20 protein-coding genes are annotated in these 19855 nt (G+C 61.7%); 7 read left to right on the top strand and 13 right to left on the bottom strand.

Features of this window, described 5'->3' with window-relative positions; all coding sequences use genetic code 11:
* Positions 1-54: 54 nt before the first annotated feature.
* The 3 genes from NE357_RS10810 to NE357_RS10820 form a co-directional block, all read right to left on the bottom strand.
* Positions 55-483 (bottom strand): nuclear transport factor 2 family protein, encoded by a 429-nt coding sequence (locus NE357_RS10810; protein ID WP_169429829.1) that lies wholly within the window; start codon positions 481-483, stop codon positions 55-57.
* Positions 484-1005: 522 nt separating this feature from the next.
* Entirely contained in the window at positions 1006-1872 is an 867-nt protein-coding gene (locus tag NE357_RS10815) for a CAP domain-containing protein (protein ID WP_169429830.1), read from the bottom strand.
* A 139-nt stretch (positions 1873-2011) separates the two neighbouring features.
* Positions 2012-2782 (bottom strand): alpha/beta hydrolase, encoded by a 771-nt coding sequence (locus NE357_RS10820; RefSeq protein WP_169429831.1) that lies wholly within the window; start codon positions 2780-2782, stop codon positions 2012-2014.
* 112 nt (positions 2783-2894) lie between these two features.
* Here NE357_RS10820 and NE357_RS10825 point away from each other — a divergent pair, with 112 nt between their 5' ends.
* Entirely contained in the window at positions 2895-3839 is a 945-nt protein-coding gene (locus NE357_RS10825; protein ID WP_169429832.1) for an aldo/keto reductase, read from the top strand.
* 56 nt (positions 3840-3895) lie between these two features.
* Here NE357_RS10825 and paoC read toward each other — a convergent pair whose 3' ends face one another.
* The 3 genes from paoC to paoA are packed head-to-tail and all read right to left on the bottom strand — an operon-like array spanning position 3896 to position 7685.
* Complete coding sequence (gene paoC / locus NE357_RS10830) at positions 3896-6094, bottom strand: aldehyde oxidoreductase molybdenum-binding subunit PaoC (RefSeq protein ID WP_169429833.1); 2199 nt, start codon at positions 6092-6094, stop codon at positions 3896-3898.
* The gene (locus tag NE357_RS10835; protein WP_169429834.1) at positions 6091-7047 is read right to left on the bottom strand and encodes an FAD binding domain-containing protein; all 957 of its coding nucleotides are present in this window, start codon (positions 7045-7047) and stop codon (positions 6091-6093) included. The genes paoC and NE357_RS10835 overlap by 4 nt, the downstream gene beginning before the upstream one ends.
* A complete protein-coding gene (gene paoA, locus NE357_RS10840; protein ID WP_169429835.1) occupies positions 7044-7685 on the bottom strand; it encodes an aldehyde dehydrogenase iron-sulfur subunit PaoA in 642 nt (213 codons plus the stop codon). Before paoA ends, NE357_RS10835 begins: the two co-directional genes overlap by 4 nt.
* 302 nt (positions 7686-7987) lie before the next feature.
* On the opposite strand from paoA, the gene NE357_RS10845 reads away from it, so the two are divergent.
* Positions 7988-8197, top strand: coding sequence for a hypothetical protein (locus NE357_RS10845; RefSeq protein ID WP_169429836.1), 210 nt, complete (start codon positions 7988-7990; stop codon positions 8195-8197).
* A 42-nt stretch (positions 8198-8239) separates the two neighbouring features.
* Here the strand turns inward: NE357_RS10845 and NE357_RS10850 are convergent, their stop codons facing one another.
* Positions 8240-8512: a hypothetical protein gene (locus NE357_RS10850; protein WP_169429837.1), complete on the bottom strand. Its 273-nt coding sequence runs from the start codon at positions 8510-8512 to the stop codon at positions 8240-8242.
* 230 nt (positions 8513-8742) lie between these two features.
* Here NE357_RS10850 and NE357_RS10855 point away from each other — a divergent pair, with 230 nt between their 5' ends.
* Together NE357_RS10855 and NE357_RS10860 are read left to right on the top strand one after the other, a co-directional pair.
* The gene (locus tag NE357_RS10855) at positions 8743-9822 is read left to right on the top strand and encodes a hypothetical protein (RefSeq protein WP_169429838.1); all 1080 of its coding nucleotides are present in this window, start codon (positions 8743-8745) and stop codon (positions 9820-9822) included.
* A gap of 2 nt (positions 9823-9824) precedes the next feature.
* Complete coding sequence (locus tag NE357_RS10860; protein WP_169429839.1) at positions 9825-10178, top strand: DUF1428 domain-containing protein; 354 nt, start codon at positions 9825-9827, stop codon at positions 10176-10178.
* 15 nt (positions 10179-10193) lie between these two features.
* On the opposite strand, the gene NE357_RS10865 is transcribed toward NE357_RS10860, so the two are convergent.
* Positions 10194-10388 carry a hypothetical protein gene (locus tag NE357_RS10865; protein WP_007957125.1) on the bottom strand — a complete coding sequence of 65 codons (195 nt, stop codon included), beginning with the start codon at positions 10386-10388 and terminating at the stop codon, positions 10194-10196.
* A gap of 107 nt (positions 10389-10495) precedes the next feature.
* Here NE357_RS10865 and thpR point away from each other — a divergent pair, with 107 nt between their 5' ends.
* A complete protein-coding gene (gene thpR / locus NE357_RS10870; RefSeq protein ID WP_169429840.1) occupies positions 10496-11035 on the top strand; it encodes an RNA 2',3'-cyclic phosphodiesterase in 540 nt (179 codons plus the stop codon).
* A 243-nt stretch (positions 11036-11278) separates the two neighbouring features.
* Here the strand turns inward: thpR and NE357_RS10875 are convergent, their stop codons facing one another.
* The 5 genes from NE357_RS10875 to NE357_RS10895 all read right to left on the bottom strand — a co-directional run bounded on the left by NE357_RS10875 (position 11279) and on the right by NE357_RS10895 (position 16507).
* Positions 11279-12376, bottom strand: a complete 1098-nt coding sequence (locus tag NE357_RS10875; RefSeq protein WP_169429841.1) for a polyamine ABC transporter substrate-binding protein — start codon at positions 12374-12376, stop codon at positions 11279-11281.
* A gap of 69 nt (positions 12377-12445) precedes the next feature.
* Positions 12446-13324 (bottom strand): ABC transporter permease subunit, encoded by an 879-nt coding sequence (locus tag NE357_RS10880; protein WP_169429842.1) that lies wholly within the window; start codon positions 13322-13324, stop codon positions 12446-12448.
* Positions 13321-14202, bottom strand: a complete 882-nt coding sequence (locus tag NE357_RS10885) for an ABC transporter permease subunit (RefSeq protein ID WP_371807411.1) — start codon at positions 14200-14202, stop codon at positions 13321-13323. The genes NE357_RS10880 and NE357_RS10885 overlap by 4 nt, the downstream gene beginning before the upstream one ends.
* 29 nt (positions 14203-14231) lie before the next feature.
* Entirely contained in the window at positions 14232-15374 is a 1143-nt protein-coding gene (potA, locus tag NE357_RS10890; protein WP_169429843.1) for a polyamine ABC transporter ATP-binding protein, read from the bottom strand.
* Between the two features lie 371 nt (positions 15375-15745).
* A complete protein-coding gene (locus tag NE357_RS10895; protein ID WP_169429844.1) occupies positions 15746-16507 on the bottom strand; it encodes a gamma-glutamyl-gamma-aminobutyrate hydrolase family protein in 762 nt (253 codons plus the stop codon).
* A gap of 282 nt (positions 16508-16789) precedes the next feature.
* Between NE357_RS10895 and NE357_RS10900 the strand changes: the two genes are divergently transcribed.
* Both NE357_RS10900 and NE357_RS10905 read left to right on the top strand, forming a co-directional pair.
* Positions 16790-18166 (top strand): glutamine synthetase family protein, encoded by a 1377-nt coding sequence (locus tag NE357_RS10900; protein WP_169429845.1) that lies wholly within the window; start codon positions 16790-16792, stop codon positions 18164-18166.
* A 184-nt stretch (positions 18167-18350) separates the two neighbouring features.
* Positions 18351-19841 carry an aldehyde dehydrogenase gene (locus NE357_RS10905; RefSeq protein WP_169429846.1) on the top strand — a complete coding sequence of 497 codons (1491 nt, stop codon included), beginning with the start codon at positions 18351-18353 and terminating at the stop codon, positions 19839-19841.
* Positions 19842-19855 lie beyond the last annotated feature (14 nt).

Raw genomic sequence — 19855 nt, forward strand, 5'->3', positions numbered from 1 at the left:
CACACAAAGCCCACTGAACCGGTGACGGTCAGTGGGCTTTTTTGTGCCCGGACTTCAGGCTTTGGCGTTTGCCAGATAAGCCCCCAGGCGCCGGCCCATTTCCTCCCCCAGCGCCTGCAACCCGCTCAACGGCCGCACCATCACTTCGAACTCGACGATCTTCCCCTGTTCATCGAAGCGGATCATGTCGATACCCTTGAGCTCCTTCGACCCAACCTTTGCGCTGAACTCCAGCACTACGTTCAAGCCATCCGCCGTCGCCAGTTCACGGTGGTATTTGAAGTCTTCGAATACGTTGAACACAGTGTTGAGGATCATCGAGACCACCGGTGCGCCGGGGTAAGGCGTGTGGGCCATCGGCGAGCGAAACACGGCTTGTGGATCGAGCAGGTCGGGCAGGGCTTTCAGGTTGCCGGTACGGATCATGTCATGCCAGCGGTTCAGGGATTCGGCGGCGTTGGGGTGCAGGTTCAGCTTGGACATGGTTTCACTCCTGTATTTTTGTTGTTCTTTGCGTGGCGCCCATGACTCTAGATCAAAGCGGCGCAATGGAAACCCTCTGTATCGATCTGAATGTCGACACATGAGTGCGCCAAATCCATCTGATCCGCTTTTTCCTGTTGAATCTGCATCTGTAACCGTCTCAGCCAAGCGCCCAGAATAGCCCTGCGGTTCGGCCACATGGCACGCGCTTCATTCCGAAGCGCCCGGTGCGCCGGACATTCAGTATTCAGGAGGCCTTCATGGCTAAGATGGCGTTTTTCCTCGGCGGCTTTCTCGTGTTGACCATCATGATCGGCGTCCTGGCCACGATTTCACCGGTCTGAGCCGTCCCTCGCCAGTCGGTTTCCGCAGGCCCGGACGGGTGTCGGCACAGGATCCGGACTAAACCGGGGTATCCCTTCACTGGGGTACCCATCGTGGCGCCCAAGTCATGGACTCTGCGCACGATCAGGGTGGGTGCCGATGGCGGCGAGCGGGCGATGCGTCGACCGAAGTGAGGTGTCAAGGCGCGCCGAACAACATCGTCCAGTACACACCGTTGTCACTGCGGGCATCACTGGCAAAACCGGCGCCGACCTGGGTGAACATCGGGTTCATCAGGTTGGCGCAGTGTCCGGGGCTGGCGAGCCAGCCGGCCATCGCACTGCCCGGTGAGCTTTGCCCGGCGGCGATGTTCTCGCCGATCTGCCGCCCACGGTAACCGGCGGATCGGGCACGATCCGCCGGCATGTCGCCGTCCGGGTCCTGGTGAGCGAAGTAGTTGCCGTAGGCCATGGCCTTGCTGTGGCCCTGAGCCGCGGCGCCGAGGGACGGGTTCCAGCTCAGAGGCCGGGCAGCGGCGAAACGCTGGCGTCCGCACAGGCGCGGCCGGGCGCGGGCAGCGTTGACTTGCGCCAGCAGGGCCTTGCCGACGCTGCGGTTGTCACCCATGCGACTGTCGATCAGCGGACGGGCCAGCACCACTTGCCATTCGCTGCGGGCGTGGCTGATACCGATGTCGGCATACTGCGCATCCAGCAGCGCGCTGCAATGTTCGTCCTGCAACTGATCGAACGCCTCTTCGGCATCCTCGGCCCCGACAATGCGGATGCTGCGCACGGCCACTGCCGCATAACCGGAAGACTTCAACTGCTCGCGCAACCCGCCGCCGTAGCCATAGCCGATGGGCAACGCAATGTTCTGCTTGAGCGCCAGCGGCGCCAGGCGTTGTGCCGGGCGTCGGTCACAGCGTTGCGGATGGGCGCGCAGGTCATTGATGGCGGCCGCCAGTTGTCGTTCCGCGCCGGCATGGGCGGTGGGGGCTAGCAGAGGGGAGAGGAGCAACAGGCACAGCGATACGAAGCGAGACGAACGAGCGGCGTGGCGCATGGGACGCAAGACTCTGAAAAATACAGCGCTGACAGGGAGTTAACCGCGAATGCGGCGCGCGTAGGACTGGCCTTTCTGCACTTGGTTCACGGGACGCCCAGGGCTTTGTCAGGACGCCGACGAACTGCGCAAGGGGCACTCAGCGGTTCAGCACATCCTTCATCCATTGCAGGTATTGCGGGCGCTCGGAAATTGAATTGTGCGTCGCCTCCGTCACCACTTTCAGGGTCGCCACACCATCCGGGAAATTGCGCAGCAGGCGTTCGCTACTGCCCCGTGGCACCACCTCATCATCGCTCGCTGCCAGCAGCAGGGTTGGCGCACGGATATGCTCGGCGTACTTGCCCGATTCGTAACGCTCCTTGAGCAGCCATTTCACCGGCACCCACGGGTAATGCCGGACGGCGAGTTCCTGGAGGCTGTTGAAGGGCGTGACCAGAATCAGCCGCGTTACCGGCCGCTGACTGGCCAGCCGCACCGCGACGCCGGAACCGAGGCTGCGCCCGATCAGCGCAATCTGCGGATGCCTGGCAAACACCTGATCGAAAAGCCCCACAGCATCCCGGGCAATCGCTTCTTCGGACGGCGAACCGTCACTGCCACCAAAACCGCGATAGTGCAGCAGGTAGATCGCGTGGTCGGGAAACGCCTCGGAAAATGCCGGCAGATTGCGCGAGACGTCCTCGGCATTGCCACCGAAATAGATCAACGCCCGTGCTCCGGAATGCTCGCGGACACTGACGCGAATGTTCGCGTCGGGCATTGTCAGGGTCATCCGCGATTCCGCCGAATCCATTGAACCTGACGGCGGAAAATAGATCAGCGAGCGCTGGAACACGAACAGTGCTGCACACAGGATCAGGTACAGGGCCAGCAGCAAAGCGACGAGTGACATCAGGATTCTGGACATTCGACTAACTTTAACGGGACGTGAGGGGTCGCCCATGCAGTGTAGTTGAGCCTTCCCCGGTGACCGCCGCCGCACACAAGGTGCAACAGATCCGCGCAACAGAGGTGCGAGCATGAGCCACACTGAGGGTTGTTCCCGTCGCCGCCTGCTCAAACTGGCAGCCGGGGTCACCGCGCTATTCACTGTTGACCGGGCGTTGGCTGCCGCCACGTCGTCGAGTGCCCCTGGAGGCCAGACCATGCAGACCCGCGCCATTCCTTCCAGCTCCGAGCTACTGCCCCTGGTAGGGCTGGGCACTTATCGCGGCTTCGACGTCGCGCCCGGCGAACCGGCCTATAAACAATTACCGGCGGTGCTCGACGAGTTGTTCAGAAAGGGCGGCACGCTGATTGACAGCTCACCGATGTATGGCCGCGCCGAAGAAACCACCGGCGAGCTGTTGTCGATTCACGAACCCCGTTCACCGGCGTTTCTGGCAACCAAGGTGTGGACCCGGGGACGCGAGGAGGGCATCGCGCAGATGGAGAACTCCTTCCGCCTGCTGCGCACCGATCGCATCGACCTGATGCAGATCCATAACCTGCTGGACTGGCAAACTCATCTGCCGACGCTGCGCGAATGGAAGGAACAGGGCCGCATCCGTTACATCGGCATCACCCATTACACGCCCTCGGCCTACGAGGAAGTGGAAGCGGTGTTGAAGGCCGAGCCGCTCGACTTCCTGCAGATCAACTACGCCCTCGATGACCGTGGCGTGGAAAAACGCATCCTGCCGTTGTGCCGCGAACGCGGGGTGGCAGTGATCTGCAACCGGCCGTTTGGCGGCGGCGGGCTGCTGGCCCGGCTCAAGGGCAAGCCCCTGCCGGGCTGGGTGTCGGACGTGCAGGTGAGTAGTTGGCCGCAACTGGCGCTGAAGTTTTTGCTCTCGAACACGGCGGTGACTTGTGTCATCCCGGGCACCGGCAACCCGCGTTACATGGCCGACAATGCCGGCGCCGGGTTCGGGTCGATGCTGACTGATGCGCAGCGGCAGCAGTTGATTGCTCTGGTGGGGTAATTTCCATCGCAGGAGTGAATAGCGCACCAGCACCCCATGCTAGCGCGCTAGCGAATTCAGATCATCGGCGGCAGCGAATCGAGAATCTTGTCCAGGGTAATCGGATACTCCCGCACCCGCGCCCCGGTGGAGTTGTAGATTGCATTCGCCACCGCCGCGCTGACCCCGCAGATGCCCAGTTCGCCCACGCCTTTGGCCTTCATCGGCGAAGAGATCGGGTCGGTTTCATCGAGGAAGATCACCTCCTGATGCGGGATGTCCGCATGCACCGGCACTTCGTAGCCGGCCAGGTCGTGATTGACGAAAAAGCCCAGGCGCTTGTCCACCGACAGCTCCTCCATCAGCGCCGCCCCGACGCCCATGGTCATCGCGCCGATCACCTGGCTGCGGGCGGATTTCGGGTTGAGAATCCGCCCGGCAGCACAGACCGCGAGCATCCGCCGTACACGCACTTCGCCGGTAGCGGCATCGACCGCGACTTCGACGAAATGCGCACCGAACGTCGATTGCTGATACTGCTTGGCGAGGTCGGCGAATTCGATGCTGTCCTCGGCTTCGATCGCACCGTTTTGCGCGGCATCGCGTAACGGCACGTGTTTGTTGCCGAGCTGCACCTGGCCATCGGCGAACACCGCGTCCGCCTCGGTCATGCCCAGTTTCGTCGTCACCGCTTCGCGCAGCTTCATGCACGCGGCGTAGACCCCGGCGGTCGAGCAATTGGCGCCGAACTGGCCGCCGGAGCCGGACGACACCGGAAAACTCGAATCCCCCAGATGCACCACCACATCATCCAGGCCCACACCCATCATCTCGGCGGCGGTCTGGGCGATGATGGTGTAGCTGCCCGTGCCGATATCGGTCATGTCGGTTTCCACGGTGATCTTGCCGTCACGCTCCAGCCGAACTCTTGCGCCGGATTTCACCAGCAGGTTATTGCGAATCGCCGCGGCCACGCCCATGCCGATCAGCCAGCGACCTTCGCGACGTGTGCCGGGCGTTGCATTGCGTTTGTCCCAGCCGAAGTGTTCGGCGCCGGTCTGCAGGCATTCGATCAGGCGTCGTTGGGAGAACGGTCGCTCGGTTTTTACCGGATCGACCTGGGTGTCGTTGAGGATGCGGAACTGGATCGGATCGAGTTTGAGTTTTTCCGCCATCTCGTCCATGGCGATCTCCAGCACCATCAGCCCCGGAGTTTCTCCGGGGGCACGCATGGCGTTGCCTTCCGGCAGATCCAACGGCGCCAGGCGCATGCTCACCAGACGATTTTCCCCGGCGTAGAGCAACTGACTCGGCTGCGCGGCGACTTCGACCTTGCCCTCGGCCAGGTTGCCCGACCAGCCTTCGTGGGCGATGGCGGTGAGTTTGCCGTCCGCCGTGGCGCCCAGGCGGATGCGCTGGATGGTGGCGGGGCGGTGAGTGGTGTTGTTGGCGATCTGCGGGCGGGCGAGGGCGACCTTCACGGGTCGGTTGGCCAGGCGTGCGCCGAGTGCGGCGAGGATCGTGTCGGCGCGGATGAACAGCTTGCCGCCGAATCCACCGCCAATGTAGGGCGAGATCAATCGCACCTTGTCCTTGGGCAGGCCGAGGGTGGTGGCGATGTCACCGACGCTCCAGGCGATCATCTGGTTCGAGGTCCACAGGGTCAGTTGATCGCCTTGCCATGCAGCGAGGGTCGAGTGGGGTTCCATCATCGCGTGGGACTGGTCCGGGGTGCTGTAGGTCTGGTCGAACTGCACCGGGGCGGCGGCAAAAGCGGTGGCGAAATCGCCGTGTCTGACGTCCGGCAATTCTTCCTTCGGCTCCACACCCTGATCCCGCACAGTGGCCAGATCGAACTGGCCTTTGTCTGTCGCGTACTCGACATGCACAAGCTGCGCGGCAGCGCGGGCCTGTTCGAAGGTTTCGGCGATCACCAGTGCCACCGCCTGGTGATAGTGCTGCACCTCGGGGCCGGCCAGCAGGTGCGCGGCGTTGTATTTGCCCTTGCCGAGTTTGCCGGCATTGGCAGAGGTCACGATGGCCAGAACCCCGGGGGCAGCCTGGGCCTTGTCCAGATCCATGCGCGTGATACGACCCTTGGCGATGGCTGCACCGACCATGACGCCGTAAGCCTGATTTTTTGCCGCTTCGTGTTGTTCGTAAGCGTAGGGCGCCTGACCGCTGGTTTTCAGCGGGCCTTCGATGCGGTCGGTGGGTTTGCCGATGACTTTCAATTGGTCAATCGGATTGGTGGCGGCGGGCGTGTCGAATTTCATGCTTCGTCCCTCGCTTGGGCCAGCACCGAGGCGAGCGTGCGCTCCACCAGCGTCAGCTTGAACCGGTTGTCATGGGTGGGTGTGGCGCCGTCGAGCAGGCGCGCACTGACGGCTTTCGCGCCTTGGGGCAGCAGCGCTTCTGCGGCCTCGACACGCCAGGGTTTCGGGGCGATGCCGCCGACGGCGATGCGGCCGCTGCCGTCCTTTTGCAGAATCAACCCGACAGAGACCAGCGCGAAGGCATAGGACGAACGGTCCCGCACCTTGTGATAGACATGGGTGCCGCCAACCGGGGCGGGCAGGGTAACGCCGGTGATCAATTCGCCGGCCGTGAGTGCGGTTTCGATATGCGGGGTATCGCCGGGCAAAGCGTGGAAATCGGCCATGGCGATGCGTCGGGTGCTGCCGTCGGGTTTGAGGGTTTCGATCTGCGCATCCAGCGCACGCAGGGCAACTGCCATGTCGCTCGGGTGCGTGGCGATGCAGGCGTCGCTGACGCCGATGATCCCCAGTTGCCGGGTGACCCCGCCAATCGCCGCGCAGCCACTGCCGGGATTGCGTTTGTTGCAGGCCTGGTTGGTGTCGTAGAAATACGGGCAGCGCGTGCGTTGCAGCAGGTTGCCAGCGGTGGTTGCCATGTTGCGCAACTGCCCCGAGGCCCCGGCCAGCAAGGCCCGGGAGAGCAGGGCGTAGTCTTTGCGCACGCGCGAGTCGGCGGCCAGATCGGTGTTGCGCACGAGTGCGCCGATGCGCAAACCGCCCTCGGGGGTGGCTTCGATCCCGTCGAGTCCCAGGTGGTTGACGTCGATCAGGTGCTGCGGCGTTTCGATGTCGAGTTTCATCAAGTCCAGCAGGTTGGTGCCGCCGGCGATGAACCGCGCGCCTTGCGTTTGCGCCGCTTGTGCTGCGGCTGCGGCGGGGGAGTCGGCGCGACTGTAATTGAACGCTCTCATGCCGATACCTCCGCGACTTCGCTGATGGCTTCGATGATGTTGGAGTAGGCGCCGCAACGGCAGAGGTTGCCGCTCATGCGTTCCTGCAACTCGCTGGCGATCAGTTGCGGCGGCTCGGTCAGGCTGGGGCTGGCGTGGCTGGGAATGCCGTCGCGGATTTCCTTGAGCACCGCCACCGCCGAGCAGATCTGCCCCGGTGTGCAATAACCGCACTGATAACCGTCATGCTTGATGAACGCGGCTTGCATCGGATGCAACCGGTCCGGCATGCCGAGGCCTTCGATGGTGGTGACCTTGGCGCCGTCCTGCATAACGGCCAGGGTCAGGCACGAGTTGATCCGCCGGCCATCGACAATCACCGTGCAGGCACCGCACTGGCCGTGGTCGCAGCCTTTTTTGCTGCCGGTCAGGTGCAGGTGTTCGCGCAAGGCGTCGAGCAGCGTGGTGCGGGTATCGATATCAAGGGTCTGCGGCTTGCCGTTGACCTCAAGCGTCACTTTGGTCATGGCCGGTTGCTCCAGATTGGCCGCGTAGGCCTTGAGGCTGATGAAGGGCGGTAGCGCAAACGCGGTTGCGGTCACGGCGCCGAGAATCAGGAACCGGCGTCGGGACATCTCCGATGGCGGATGGTCGTTCATGGCTGGGCTTCCTCTGATCAGGTCGGCGGATTGCAAATAACCCGCACATGCACGCCGGCGTGGTCGCCAGTCTTGGTCTGTTCTAGGAGTGACCGCAGGGGAGAGGAAAAGGTTTTGTCGGATTTTTACCCTGGCACCAGACCTCCCTCACAGAGGCAGACGGGGCGATCAACGGTCATGGGCTGTCAGTGAATCATCGGTGTTTTACCCGGTCGAAGCTGCGGCTGCGCGCACCGCACCCTGAAGGTGAGGGCAGCGCTGACCGTTCCGTCGTCAAGACCTTGGTTTTAGGGAAATCCTGAATGATGCGTGCAACAACCCTGCTGCTGACTGTTTCTGCCGCCGTTTTGCTGGGCGGCTGCGTGGCGGACTTTGATGATGACTACCGCCATGGCCGGCATTACGATCGCGATCATGGCCGTTATTACGACCACGATCGACGCTGGGATGATCGCGACTATGACCGGCGCGACGGGCGTCGCCATCATCGCGACGACAACGACGACCAGTAATGAGCAAAAAAGGGGCGTTCCTGACCGGAACGCCCCTTGGCATTAAAAATGAGCGTTCGCCCGGACGCTGGATCGCGCAGGCACGTTAGCCTCGATGTCCAGCAAATGGGTGGCGAGTATGTCGCTCAGAAAACGGAACTGATCGTTGAGGCCCACCACTTCATTGCTGAAGTGATTGGTTGCGGCGGGCATCAGCAGATCTTCGAAATCTTCGTTGAACACCAGCGCTTGTGTCTTCAATGACACCGGGTGCTGGTCGTAATAGTTGTTGCCGAAGACCGGGAAGCTCACGGCGAGGGTGACGGTATGACTCATGATGTGAACTCCTCGTGGTGTGTGTCTCGGATGGGTGAATCCTGCGCCGGACGCGTCTGCTGCGGAAGGCAATCGTCGTAATGGTGATCATCGACGTCAGTGATGGTTGGAACAAAAGCTGAAATCCCGCGCCCGGATCGAGGATCGATACAACCGGACAAACGGCTGAAACCCGCACCTATACTCAAGTCGTTACCTCCAGATCTGACCCATCAAAGGACACCGCCACCGTGAACCTGCGTGCGCTGATCGTCGCGGCACTGATGTTGCTGGCCGGTTGCGCGACTTCGGCGCGGGGCCCGGCGAGCGCGCCGCCGGTGGTGGTTTCACCGGCCACCTGGCAGCAGATCGACCGGGATATCGTTGTGGCTTCCCGGCAGTCCACCGAACAGGTCAAGGCGTTCGCCCGCGGTTCGATGGAACATTGGCGCATTCGGGTCTACGAGCAAACTGAAGAAAAATTCATCCCGTGGTTCAGCAGCTACTGGACCCAGGAATGGCTGTCGATGAAGGTCAGTTGGTACACCATCAGCGCCGGTGGCGAGCAGGATGCTTCGTCCAAACGCTTGGCAGCGTATTTGCTGGAGCAATATCAGGAGCGGGTGCTGGCGCCGGTGGCTCTGGAGATCGATCCGGACGCGATCCTCGGCCAAGCCACCGCGTTCTACGCGCAACTGATGGCGCAGCAGATGCCGGTCATCGCCCAGCGTTACGGCGTACCCCTCGCGCAGCTCAACGGGCACTTGCAGAAAATCCCCGCCATCGCCCTCGGCCCGCCGCCGACCCGCGATGCCTCGCTGTATCAGGTTGTCAGCACTGAACCGTTGAATACCTTGCCGGCCTATGCCGCGCTGATCGACAAGATCCACACCGAAGGCGGGGCCAAGGGCATCGCCTCGACCGATGCCGGCATGGCCCCGGTGGCCAAGCGTGCCAGCCAGCGCATGGAGGCAGAGATGGCGCCCCGGGGCGCTGCCAGTGCGGTGGCAGCGGCGGCCGGCAAACTCGTTGGCGGACTGATCTCGGCGGGGGTGGCAGGCATCCGCGCCATCCTCCAGGCCAACGACCGACCCGACAGCGAAGCGCTGATCCGCAGCAGCCTGGGCAACACCTTCGACAAGGCCTGGCTGAAATTGGTGCAGAACCCGACCACCGGTGTGATGGCCGGCACGCTGCACATGGCGGCGCAGGTCGAGGGCAGTCTGGGCGGGCGGGATGAACCGTCGGTCGGGTTGGGCGTCGACCGTGTCGAATGGCGGCCACCTGAGTCGACTACTCAGCAGACCGAACCCACCCTGCAAGGAGAATGATCATGGCTTACATCGATGTGTTCGTGGCGCCCGTGCCGAATGCCAACCGCGAGCAGTACAAAAAACACTGTGAAATCGCCGCCAAGCTGTTCAAGGAATACGGCGCTCTCGAGGTGATTCAGGGCTGGGGCGATGACGTGCCGGACGGCAAGGTCACCTCATTCCCGATGGCGGTAAAACTCAAGGAAGGCGAAACCGTATCGGCGGGCTGGCTGGTCTGGCCGGACAAGGCCACCCGCGACACCGGCATGGCGAAAATGATGGAAGACCCGCGCATGCAGCCGGACGTCAATCCGATGCCGTTCGATGGGCAGCGGATGATCTTTGGTGGCTTCAAAGACATTCTCGAGCCTTGATGCCGCGCCGCCGGATCACTCCGCTGACGGGGTGATCCGGCAGCCTTTGCGGTTGCGAATCTGCTCGTCTGTCGGCCGCTCGCGGACGAATTCGAAACGTGGTTCTCCCTCGCTGTAATGCACCAGCCAGCCCCATTCCAGTTCGCTCTCATCCTGCCCGGGATTCGGCGGACGGGCCCACCAGGGTTCTTTGCTGAGGATCTCGCGCATGACGTCCTCCGGTTGATGGCAATCGTTGAACTATAAACCCCTTGCCGAGAGTCGCCAGAAACGGGCGTGTAGAATCCAGGGATCTCGACGAACGAAGGAGCGTGGCCATGACGGACGAAACACGCGGGGATCAACCGTTCAAGCGGCTGTTCTTCGCCCTCGACTGCCCACCGGCACAACGCAAGGCGATTGCCCAGTGGCGCAGCGAACTGGGTTTGCGTACCGGCAAACCGGTACCGGCGGACAACTTTCACCTGACACTGCTGTTTCTCGGCGCGGTGCCATTGGCGCAGATCGGCGAAGTCTGCGAAGCCGCGGCGAAAGTGCGTACGCCGGGGGAGGCGCTGAAGATTTCGCTGGATCGGTTGCAGGTCTGGCGGCGTGCCGGGGTCTTGTCGCTGGCGCCGGAGCAGGCACCGCAGGCATTGCTGCGATTGGTGTATGCGCTGGAGCAGGCGATGTTGCCGTTCGGGTTTGAAGAGGCGACCCGTGAGTATCGCCCGCATCTGACGCTGGCCCGGGACTATCGGGCGCCGGAACCGGAATCCGCTACGTCGCCGGAGTTCTTCCTGCGGGCCGAGCGTTTTGCATTGTTCGAATCCCACAAGGGCCGCTACCGCTCGCTGGCCGACTGGCCACTGATCTGAGCCCACAAAAAAAGGCGCCCGAGGGCGCCTGAATTCACCTGAACCGAGGAAAGCCAGGTGAGGCCGTTCAGAGCGAGGGTGCAGCGGTGGTAGGGCGCTGCGTGAACGGAAATCGATTGAGTCTTGAGTTAGAAACACAACCCCTGTGGGAGCGAGCCTGCTCGCGATGACGTTGGCACATTCAATATCAATGTCGCCTGAAACTCCGCTATCGCGAGCAGGCTCGCTCCCACAGGATTTCAATTATTTGCCGAGTTTTACGCGGGTCCAGCCCCGGGTCATGATCCGTTGCGTGGCAATCGGTTGATCCGGCACCGCATACAGCGTGGCCATCACTTCCTGCGACGGGTACGAGCCCGGGTCGTTGCGGATCGCTTCGTCCACCAGGGGCGTCGCCGCCGCGTTGGCGTTGCTGTAGCCGTTGCTGTTGGTGATCTCGGCAATGATGTCCGGACGCATCAGGAAGTCCATGAACAGGTAGGCGTTCTCGACGTTCGCTGCATCGCGCGGGATGGCGACCATGTCGTAGAAGCTGCCGGCACCTTCCTTGGGAATGCTGTAGTCGATCACTACGTTGTTGCCCGATTCCACCGCGCGGGCCTTGGCCTGCAACACGTCACCGGAATAACCGACGGCCACGCAGATGTTGCCGTTGGCCAGGTCCGAAATGTATTTCGAAGAGTGGAAGTACGCCACGTTCGGGCGAATCTTCATGAACAGCGCCTCGGCTTCCTTGATGTGCGCGGTGTCCTTGTCGTTCACCGGATAGCCCAGATAGTGCAGGGCAGCGGGGATCATTTCGGTCGGCGAGTCGAGAAAACTGATGCCGCAAGCCTTGAGCTTCTCGGCGTTCTCCGGTTTGAACAACAGGTCCCAGGAATTGGTCGGCGCGTTCTTGCCGAGTACTTCCTTGACCTTGGCCGGGTTGAAACCGATGCCGATCGAGCCCCACATGTACGGGAACGCGTGGGCGTTGTCCGGATCACTGGCGGAGGCGTTTTTCAGCAGCACCGGGTTGAGGTTTTTCCAGTTTGGCAGCTTCGACTTGTCCAGGGTCTGGTAGACCCCGGCCTTGATCTGCTTGGCCAGGAAACTGTTGGACGGCACCACGATGTCGTAGCCGGATTTACCCGCGAGCAAACGCGCTTCGAGGGTTTCATTGCTGTCGAACACGTCGTAGGTCACGCGGATGCCGGTCTCGTCTTCGAACTTCTTGACCGTGTCCGGGGCGATGTAGTCCGACCAGTTGTAAACGCGCAGCACCTTGTCGTTGGCCTGGGCGCCCGTGGCGATTGCGCCCAATAAGGACAGTGTCAGCAGAGTCCTGCCAAACATTTTCATCGGTGAAACTCCATTCTTTTTATTCAAAAGCTTTTAAGCCAAAGCGCAAAGCCGTAAAACGCGACGGCCTCAGGCCGTCGCTGTCACTCGTTGAGGTTGCTGCCATGATTCGTTGGCGGTCTGATCCATCGCTTCCTGAATCGCACGCTTGCGGTTGGCTTCTGCCTTGCGACCGAAGTACCAGACCAGGAAGGTCACCAGCGACACCGCCAACAGAATCAGGCTGGCCACAGCGTTGATCTCGGGCTTCACACCCAGACGCACCGCCGAGAAGACTTCCATCGGCAGAGTGGTGGAACCCGGACCGGAGACGAAGCTCGCCAACACCAGATCGTCCAGCGACAGGGCGAACGACATCATGCCGCCCGCCGCCAGCGACGGCGCGATCATCGGAATGGTGATCAGGAAAAACACCTTGAAAGGTTTCGCGCCCAGATCCATCGCCGCTTCTTCGATCGACAGGTCCAGCTCACGCAAGCGGGCGGAGACTACCACCGCCACATAAGCGGCACAAAACGTGGTGTGGGCAATCCAGATGGTGACGATGCCTCGCTCCTGCGGCCAGCCGATCAGTTGCGCCATCGCCACGAACAGCAGCAACAGCGACAGACCGGTGATCACCTCAGGCATGACCAGCGGCGCGGTCACCAGACCACCGAACAGCGTACGACCCTTGAAGCGGGTCACGCGGGTCAGCACGAACGCGGCGAGGGTGCCCAGCGCCACGGCGGCGATCGCGGTGTAGCAGGCGATTTCCAGCGAGCGCACCACGGAGCCCATCAGTTGGGTGTTGTCGAGCAGGCCGACGTACCACTTCACCGACCAGCCGCCCCAGACCGTCACCAGTTTCGAGGCGTTGAACGAGTAGATCACCAGGATCAGCATCGGCAGATAGATGAACATCAGGCCGAAGATCAGCATGAACTTTGCAAAACCGAAGCGTTTCATCCCCGTGCCTCCATCTCTTTGGCCTGGCTGCGGTTGAACAGCAGAATCGGCACAATCAGGATCAACAGCATCACCACCGCCAGCGCGGACGCCACCGGCCAGTCGCGGTTATTGAAGAACTCTTGCCACAGCACGCGACCGATCATCAGGGTCTCCGGGCCGCCCAGCAGTTCCGGAATCACGAACTCGCCCACCACCGGAATGAACACCAGCATGCAGCCGGCGATGATCCCGTTCTTGGCCAGCGGCACGGTGATTTTCCAGAAGTTGTTGAAGTTGCTCGAACCCAGATCCTGCGCGGCTTCCAGCAGGCTGCCGTCGTGCTTCACCAGGTTGGCGTAGAGCGGCAGCACCATGAACGGCAGGTAGGCGTAGACCACGCCGATATACACGGCCGTGTTGGTGTTGAGGATCTCGATCGGGTGATCGGTGAGCCCGGTCCACATCAGGAATGCGTTAAGCAGACCGTTGTTGCTGAGGATGCCCATCCACGCGTAAACACGGATCAGGATCGCGGTCCAGGTCGGCATCATGATCAACAGCAGCAGGACGTTTTGCGCTTCCTTGCTGGCCTTGGTGATCGCGTAAGCCATCGGGAAACCGATCACCAGGCACATCATCGTGCTCAGTGCCGCGACCTTCAGCGAGCCGAGGTAGGCCGACAGGTACAGCTCGTCTTCGCCGAGCATGGTGTAGTTGCCGATGTTCAGCAGCAGCTGGAATTTCTGTTCGGCGTAGGTGTAGATCTCCGAGTACGGCGGGATCGACAGCGCGGCTTCCGAGAAGCTGATTTTCATCACCAGGAAGAACGGCAGCATGAAGAACAGGAACAGCCAGATGAACGGAATGCCGATGACGAACTTTCGCCCGCTGGGCACCAGGCGCAGGAATTGCTGATTGAAGGTTCTCATGAGCGCAGTACCACGCCGCTGTCGTCTTCCCACCAGACGTAGACCTTGTCATCCCAGGTCGGACGCGCGCCACGGCGTTCGGCGTTGGCCATGAACGACTGGACGATTTTGCCGCTCGGCAATTCGACGTAGAACACCGAGTGGCCGCCGAGGTAGGCGATGTCATGCACCTTGCCTTCGGACCAGTTGTAGCGGGTCTCCGGCTTGAGGGTGCTGACGAGCATTTTTTCCGGGCGGATTGCGTAGGTGATCGACTTGTCCTGCACCGACGTGCTGACGCCATGACCGACGTAGATCTTTTGCTGCAAGTGCGGGCTGTGAATGATCGCGTGACCTTCAAGGTCCTCGACCACGGTGCCGTCGAAGGCGTTCACGTTGCCGATGAATTCGCAGACCATGCGGCTGACCGGTGCTTCATAGATGTCGACCGGGCTACCGATCTGGGCGATCCAGCCCAGGTGCATGATCGCGATGCGCTCGGCCATGGTCATGGCCTCTTCCTGGTCGTGGGTCACCATCACGCAGGTCACGCCGACGCGTTCGATGATTTCCACCAGTTCCAGCTGCATTTGCGAACGCAGCTTTTTATCCAGCGCACCCATAGGTTCGTCGAGCAGCAACAGCTTCGGACGTTTGGCCAGTGAGCGGGCGAGGGCCACGCGCTGACGCTGACCGCCGGACAGTTGATGCGGGCGGCGCTTGGCGTATTGGGTCATGTGGACGAGGCGCAGCATTTCTTCGACGCGGGCGTCGATTTCGCTGGCCGGCAAACGGTCCTGCTTGAGGCCGAAGGCGATGTTCTGCGCAACAGTCATGTGCGGGAACAGCGCGTAGGACTGGAACATCATGTTGATCGGCCGCTCGTACGGCGGCATGTCGGTGATGTCGACACCGTCGAGCAGAATGCGTCCTTCAGTCGGCCGTTCGAAACCGGCGAGCATGCGCAGCAGGGTCGATTTGCCCGAACCGGAGCCGCCGAGCAGGGCAAAGATTTCGCCCTGATGGATCTCCAGGGACACGTCGTCCACCGCCGTGGTTTCGTCGAACTTCTTGGTGACTCGATCGACCTTCACCAGAACCTTTTTCGGTTGCTGATGACCTTCAAGAGCCTTCCTGTAAGTGCTGGAGGCGTTTGCCATGTGAAACTCCCAACAGGTTTCAGTCGCCGGGCCAACGCGGCCTGGCTTAAGAGTGGATTGCAGACTTGCAAGAGCATTTCCTGTCGGATCGCATCCCCTGTGGGAGCGGGCTTGCTCGCGAATACGTCGTGTCAGTCGACATGGTTATTGCCTGACACTCCGCTTTCGCGAGCAAGCCCGCTCCCACAGAGTTTTGCGTTGTCCTGATGGGCACTGCGCTTGCCGATCCGGCTTGGTCGGCGCCGCCGTCCTGGCTGCCTGGGTAGTACTTGTTGTTATTACGGTTTGTTGTTTTCACGGATGACGGGTGCGCACACGCGCAGCCGCCGACCCCGTGGGGGCAGTAAACAGTGATGAAATTCTGGGTTGTGTCAGCGCTGGTTGCGTCGCGCCGCACGCTGGCGGCAAGCCTCGCCGAATGCCTGGAAAATCCGCAGGTAGTTCGGGTTGTCCAGCACCTGCCATTCCGGGTGCCATTGCACGCCGAGGGCGAAGGTCGGGCTGTGCTCCACCGAGACCGCCTCGATCAGGCCGTCCGGTGCCACGGCTTCGGCGCGCAGGCCGGGAGCGAGGCGGTCGATGCCCTGACTGTGAATCGAGTTGACCTGGAATTCACCCGGCAGCACCAGCGCTTCGAACACGCCACCGGCCAGCACCGTCACGGCATGGGCCGGGGCGTACTGCACGGCGACATCCGGGCTGTCGGCTTCGCGGTGATCGAGCATGCCCGGCAGCTCGTGCACCTTCTGGTGCAGGCTGCCGCCGAACGCCACGTTCATTTCCTGGAAACCGCGGCAGATGCCGAGTACCGGAACGCCCGCCGCAATGGCCGCACGCAATAGAGGAAGGGTGGTGGCATCCCGCGCCGGATCGTGATCCGTGCCGGGAGCGCTGTCCGGGCCCTGATAGTGGAAGGGTTCCACGTTGGACGGCGAGCCAGTCAGCAACAGACCGTCGAGCTGACCCAGCAGGTCTTCGATTTCAGTCAGTTGGCCAAGGGAAGGAATGACGACGGGCAACCCCAGCGCCGCAACGCTGACAGCGCGAACGTACTTGTCGCCGCTGATGTGATAGGGGTGCAGGCCAATCTGTTTGACGCACGCAGTAACGCCGATCAATGGCTTGAATGCCATTTTTATTCACCTCGAAGTTTGACACTTGAACGAGCTTTTCCGGAGCTTAGCCTCGTTGATTTTAATTAACAACTCCCATGTAAAAAATTCTAAACGCCGTTCATCAAATCTTCATGATTCGCGGGCCTCTGGCGCCTGCATTGGCACAAGAGTGTTAAAAAAAGCCCGAAAAATAAACGCTGAGCGGCCCTGTGTTCGCTATTGACTTCACTTTGCCGTTCGGGTTGACTGGCTCGGCGAAACAGCAGTGAACATAATAATTAACAGCTAAATAGGTGCATCATGTCGGTCCCTCTGCGTGCCGTTCAACTCAACGAAGCAAACGCATTCCTTAAGAAACATCCTGAGGTTTTGTACGTCGACCTTCTGATTGCAGACATGAACGGTGTGGTGCGCGGCAAGCGCATCGAGCGCACCAGTCTTCATAAGGTGTACGAAAAAGGCATCAACTTGCCGGCCTCGCTCTTCGCCCTCGACATCAATGGCTCCACAGTGGAAAGCACTGGCCTTGGCCTGGACATCGGCGACGCCGACCGCATCTGCTACCCAATCCCCGGCACCCTGAGCATCGAGCCCTGGCAGAAGCGCCCGACCGCGCAACTGCTGATGACCATGCACGAACTGGAAGGCGAGCCGTTCTTCGCCGACCCGCGTGAAGTGCTGGCCAACGTGGTGCGCAAATTCGACGACCTGGGCCTGACCATCTGCGCCGCGTTCGAACTCGAGTTCTACCTGATCGACCAGGACAACGTGAACGGCCGTCCGCAATCGCCACGCTCGCCGGTTTCGGGCAAGCGTCCGGTGTCGACTCAGGTTTATCTGATCGACGACCTCGACGAGTACGTCGACTGCCTGCAGGACATCCTCGAAGGCGCGAAAGAGCAGGGCATTCCGGCCGACGCCATCGTCAAGGAAAGCGCCCCGGCGCAGTTCGAAGTCAACCTGCACCACGTGTCCGACCCGATCAAGGCGTGCGACTACGCCGTCCTGCTCAAGCGTCTGGTGAAGAACATCGCCTACGACCACGAGATGGACACCACCTTCATGGCCAAGCCGTATCCGGGCCAGGCGGGCAACGGTCTGCATGTGCACATTTCGATTCTGGATAAAGAAGGAAACAACATCTTCGCCAGCGAGGATCCCGAGCAGAACGCCGCGCTACGCCACGCGATCGGCGGTGTGCTGGAGACCCTGCCTGCGCAAATGGCTTTCCTGTGCCCGAACGTCAACTCGTACCGCCGCTTCGGTGCACAGTTCTACGTGCCGAACTCGCCTAGCTGGGGCATCGACAACCGCACCGTGGCGGTACGCGTACCGACCGGTTCGGCAGACGCCGTGCGCATCGAGCACCGTGTTGCCGGTGCCGACGCCAACCCGTACCTGCTGATGGCTTCCGTTCTGGCCGGTATTCACCACGGCCTGACCAACCAGATCGAACCGGGCGCCCCGGTCGAAGGCAACAGCTACGAGCAGAACGAACAGAGCCTGCCGAACAACCTGCGCGACGCCCTGCGTGAGCTGGACGACAGCGAAGTCATGGCCCGCTACATCGACCCGATGTACATCGACGTGTTCGTCGCGTGCAAGGAAAGCGAGCTGGCCGAGTTCGAAAACTCGATCTCTGACCTTGAGTACAACTGGTATCTGCATACCGTCTAAGGGCTAATTGAAAACCTTGTGGGAGCGAGCCTGCTCGCGATTACGGAGTGTCAGCCGACATCGTTGTTATCTGACGCACCGCTATCGCGAGCAGGCTCGCTCCCACAGGGGGGTCGTATTACCAAAGTTTTGATGGGCGGGCATCTGCTCGCCTTTCACCAATTATTCTGTGTGAGTCACCCCCATGACCATGACCCGCAACGACTGGGAACAACGCTTCCAGTCCCTGACCCTCGAATCCCGTGCCTTCATCAATGGCGAATATCGCCCGGCCATCAGCGGCGAAACCTTCGAATGCCTGAGCCCCGTCGACGGCCGTTTCCTGGCCTCCGTCGCCAGCACCGATGAAGCCGACGCCAACCTGGCCGTTGAAGCCGCGCGCCAATCCTTCAACGACGGCGTGTGGGCCAACAAGGCCCCGGCCGAGCGCAAGCGCATCCTGATTCGCTTCGCCGATCTGATCCTGCAACACCAGGAAGAACTGGCGCTGCTCGAAACCCTCGACATGGGCAAACCGATCAGCGACTCGATGAGCATCGACATCCCGGCGACCGCCAACGCGATCCGTTGGAGCGCCGAAGCGATCGACAAGATCTACGACGAAGTCGCCGCCACCCCGCACGACCAACTCGGTCTGGTGACTCGCGAGCCGTCCGGCGTGGTCGCGGCCATCGTGCCGTGGAACTTCCCGCTGATCATGGCCAGCTGGAAATTCGCCCCGGCGCTGGCGGCGGGTAACTCGTTCATCCTCAAGCCTTCGGAAAAATCGCCGCTGACCGCGATCCGCATCGCGCAACTGGCGCTGGACGCCGGCATTCCGAAAGGCGTGTTCAACGTCCTTCCAGGCTTCGGCCACACCGTCGGCAAGGCGTTGGCGTTGCACATGGACGTCGACGTGCTGGCCTTCACCGGCTCCACCGCAATTGCCAAGCAACTGATGATTTATGCCGGCCAAAGCAACATGAAACGCGTCTGGCTCGAAGCAGGGGGCAAGAGCCCGAACGTGGTGTTTGCCGACGCACCGGACTTGCGCGCGGCAGCACAAGCGGCGGCCGGCGCCATTGCGTTCAACCAGGGCGAAGTCTGCACCGCCGGCTCGCGCCTGCTGGTGGAGCGTTCGATCCGCGAGCAATTCATCCCGCTGCTGGTGGAAGCGCTGCAAGCGTGGAAACCGGGGCACGCCCTGGATCCTGCCACCACTGTCGGCGCCGTGGTCGATCAGCGTCAACTGGACAACGTGCTGCGCTACATCAGCATCGGCCGCGAGCAGGGCGCCGAAGTGATCGCCGGCGGCCGACGCACCCTCGAGGAAACCGGCGGCACCTACATCGAGCCGACGATTTTCGACGGTGTGACCAACGCGATGACCATCGCCAAGGAAGAAATCTTCGGCCCGGTGCTGTCGCTGATCACCTTCGACACCGTCGAGGAAGCGCTGCACATCGCCAACGACAGCATCTTCGGCCTCGCCGCCGGGGTCTGGACCAGCAACCTGAGCAAGGCCCACACCTTCGCCCGTGGCCTGCGCGCCGGCAGCGTGTGGGTCAACCAGTACGACGGCGGCGACATGACCGCACCGTTCGGTGGCTTCAAACAGTCGGGCAACGGTCGCGACAAATCGCTGCACGCGTTCGACAAGTACACCGAGCTGAAAGCGACCTGGATCAAGCTCTAATTCTATTTACAACG

This window comes from Pseudomonas sp. G7(2022), from assembly GCF_052660475.1.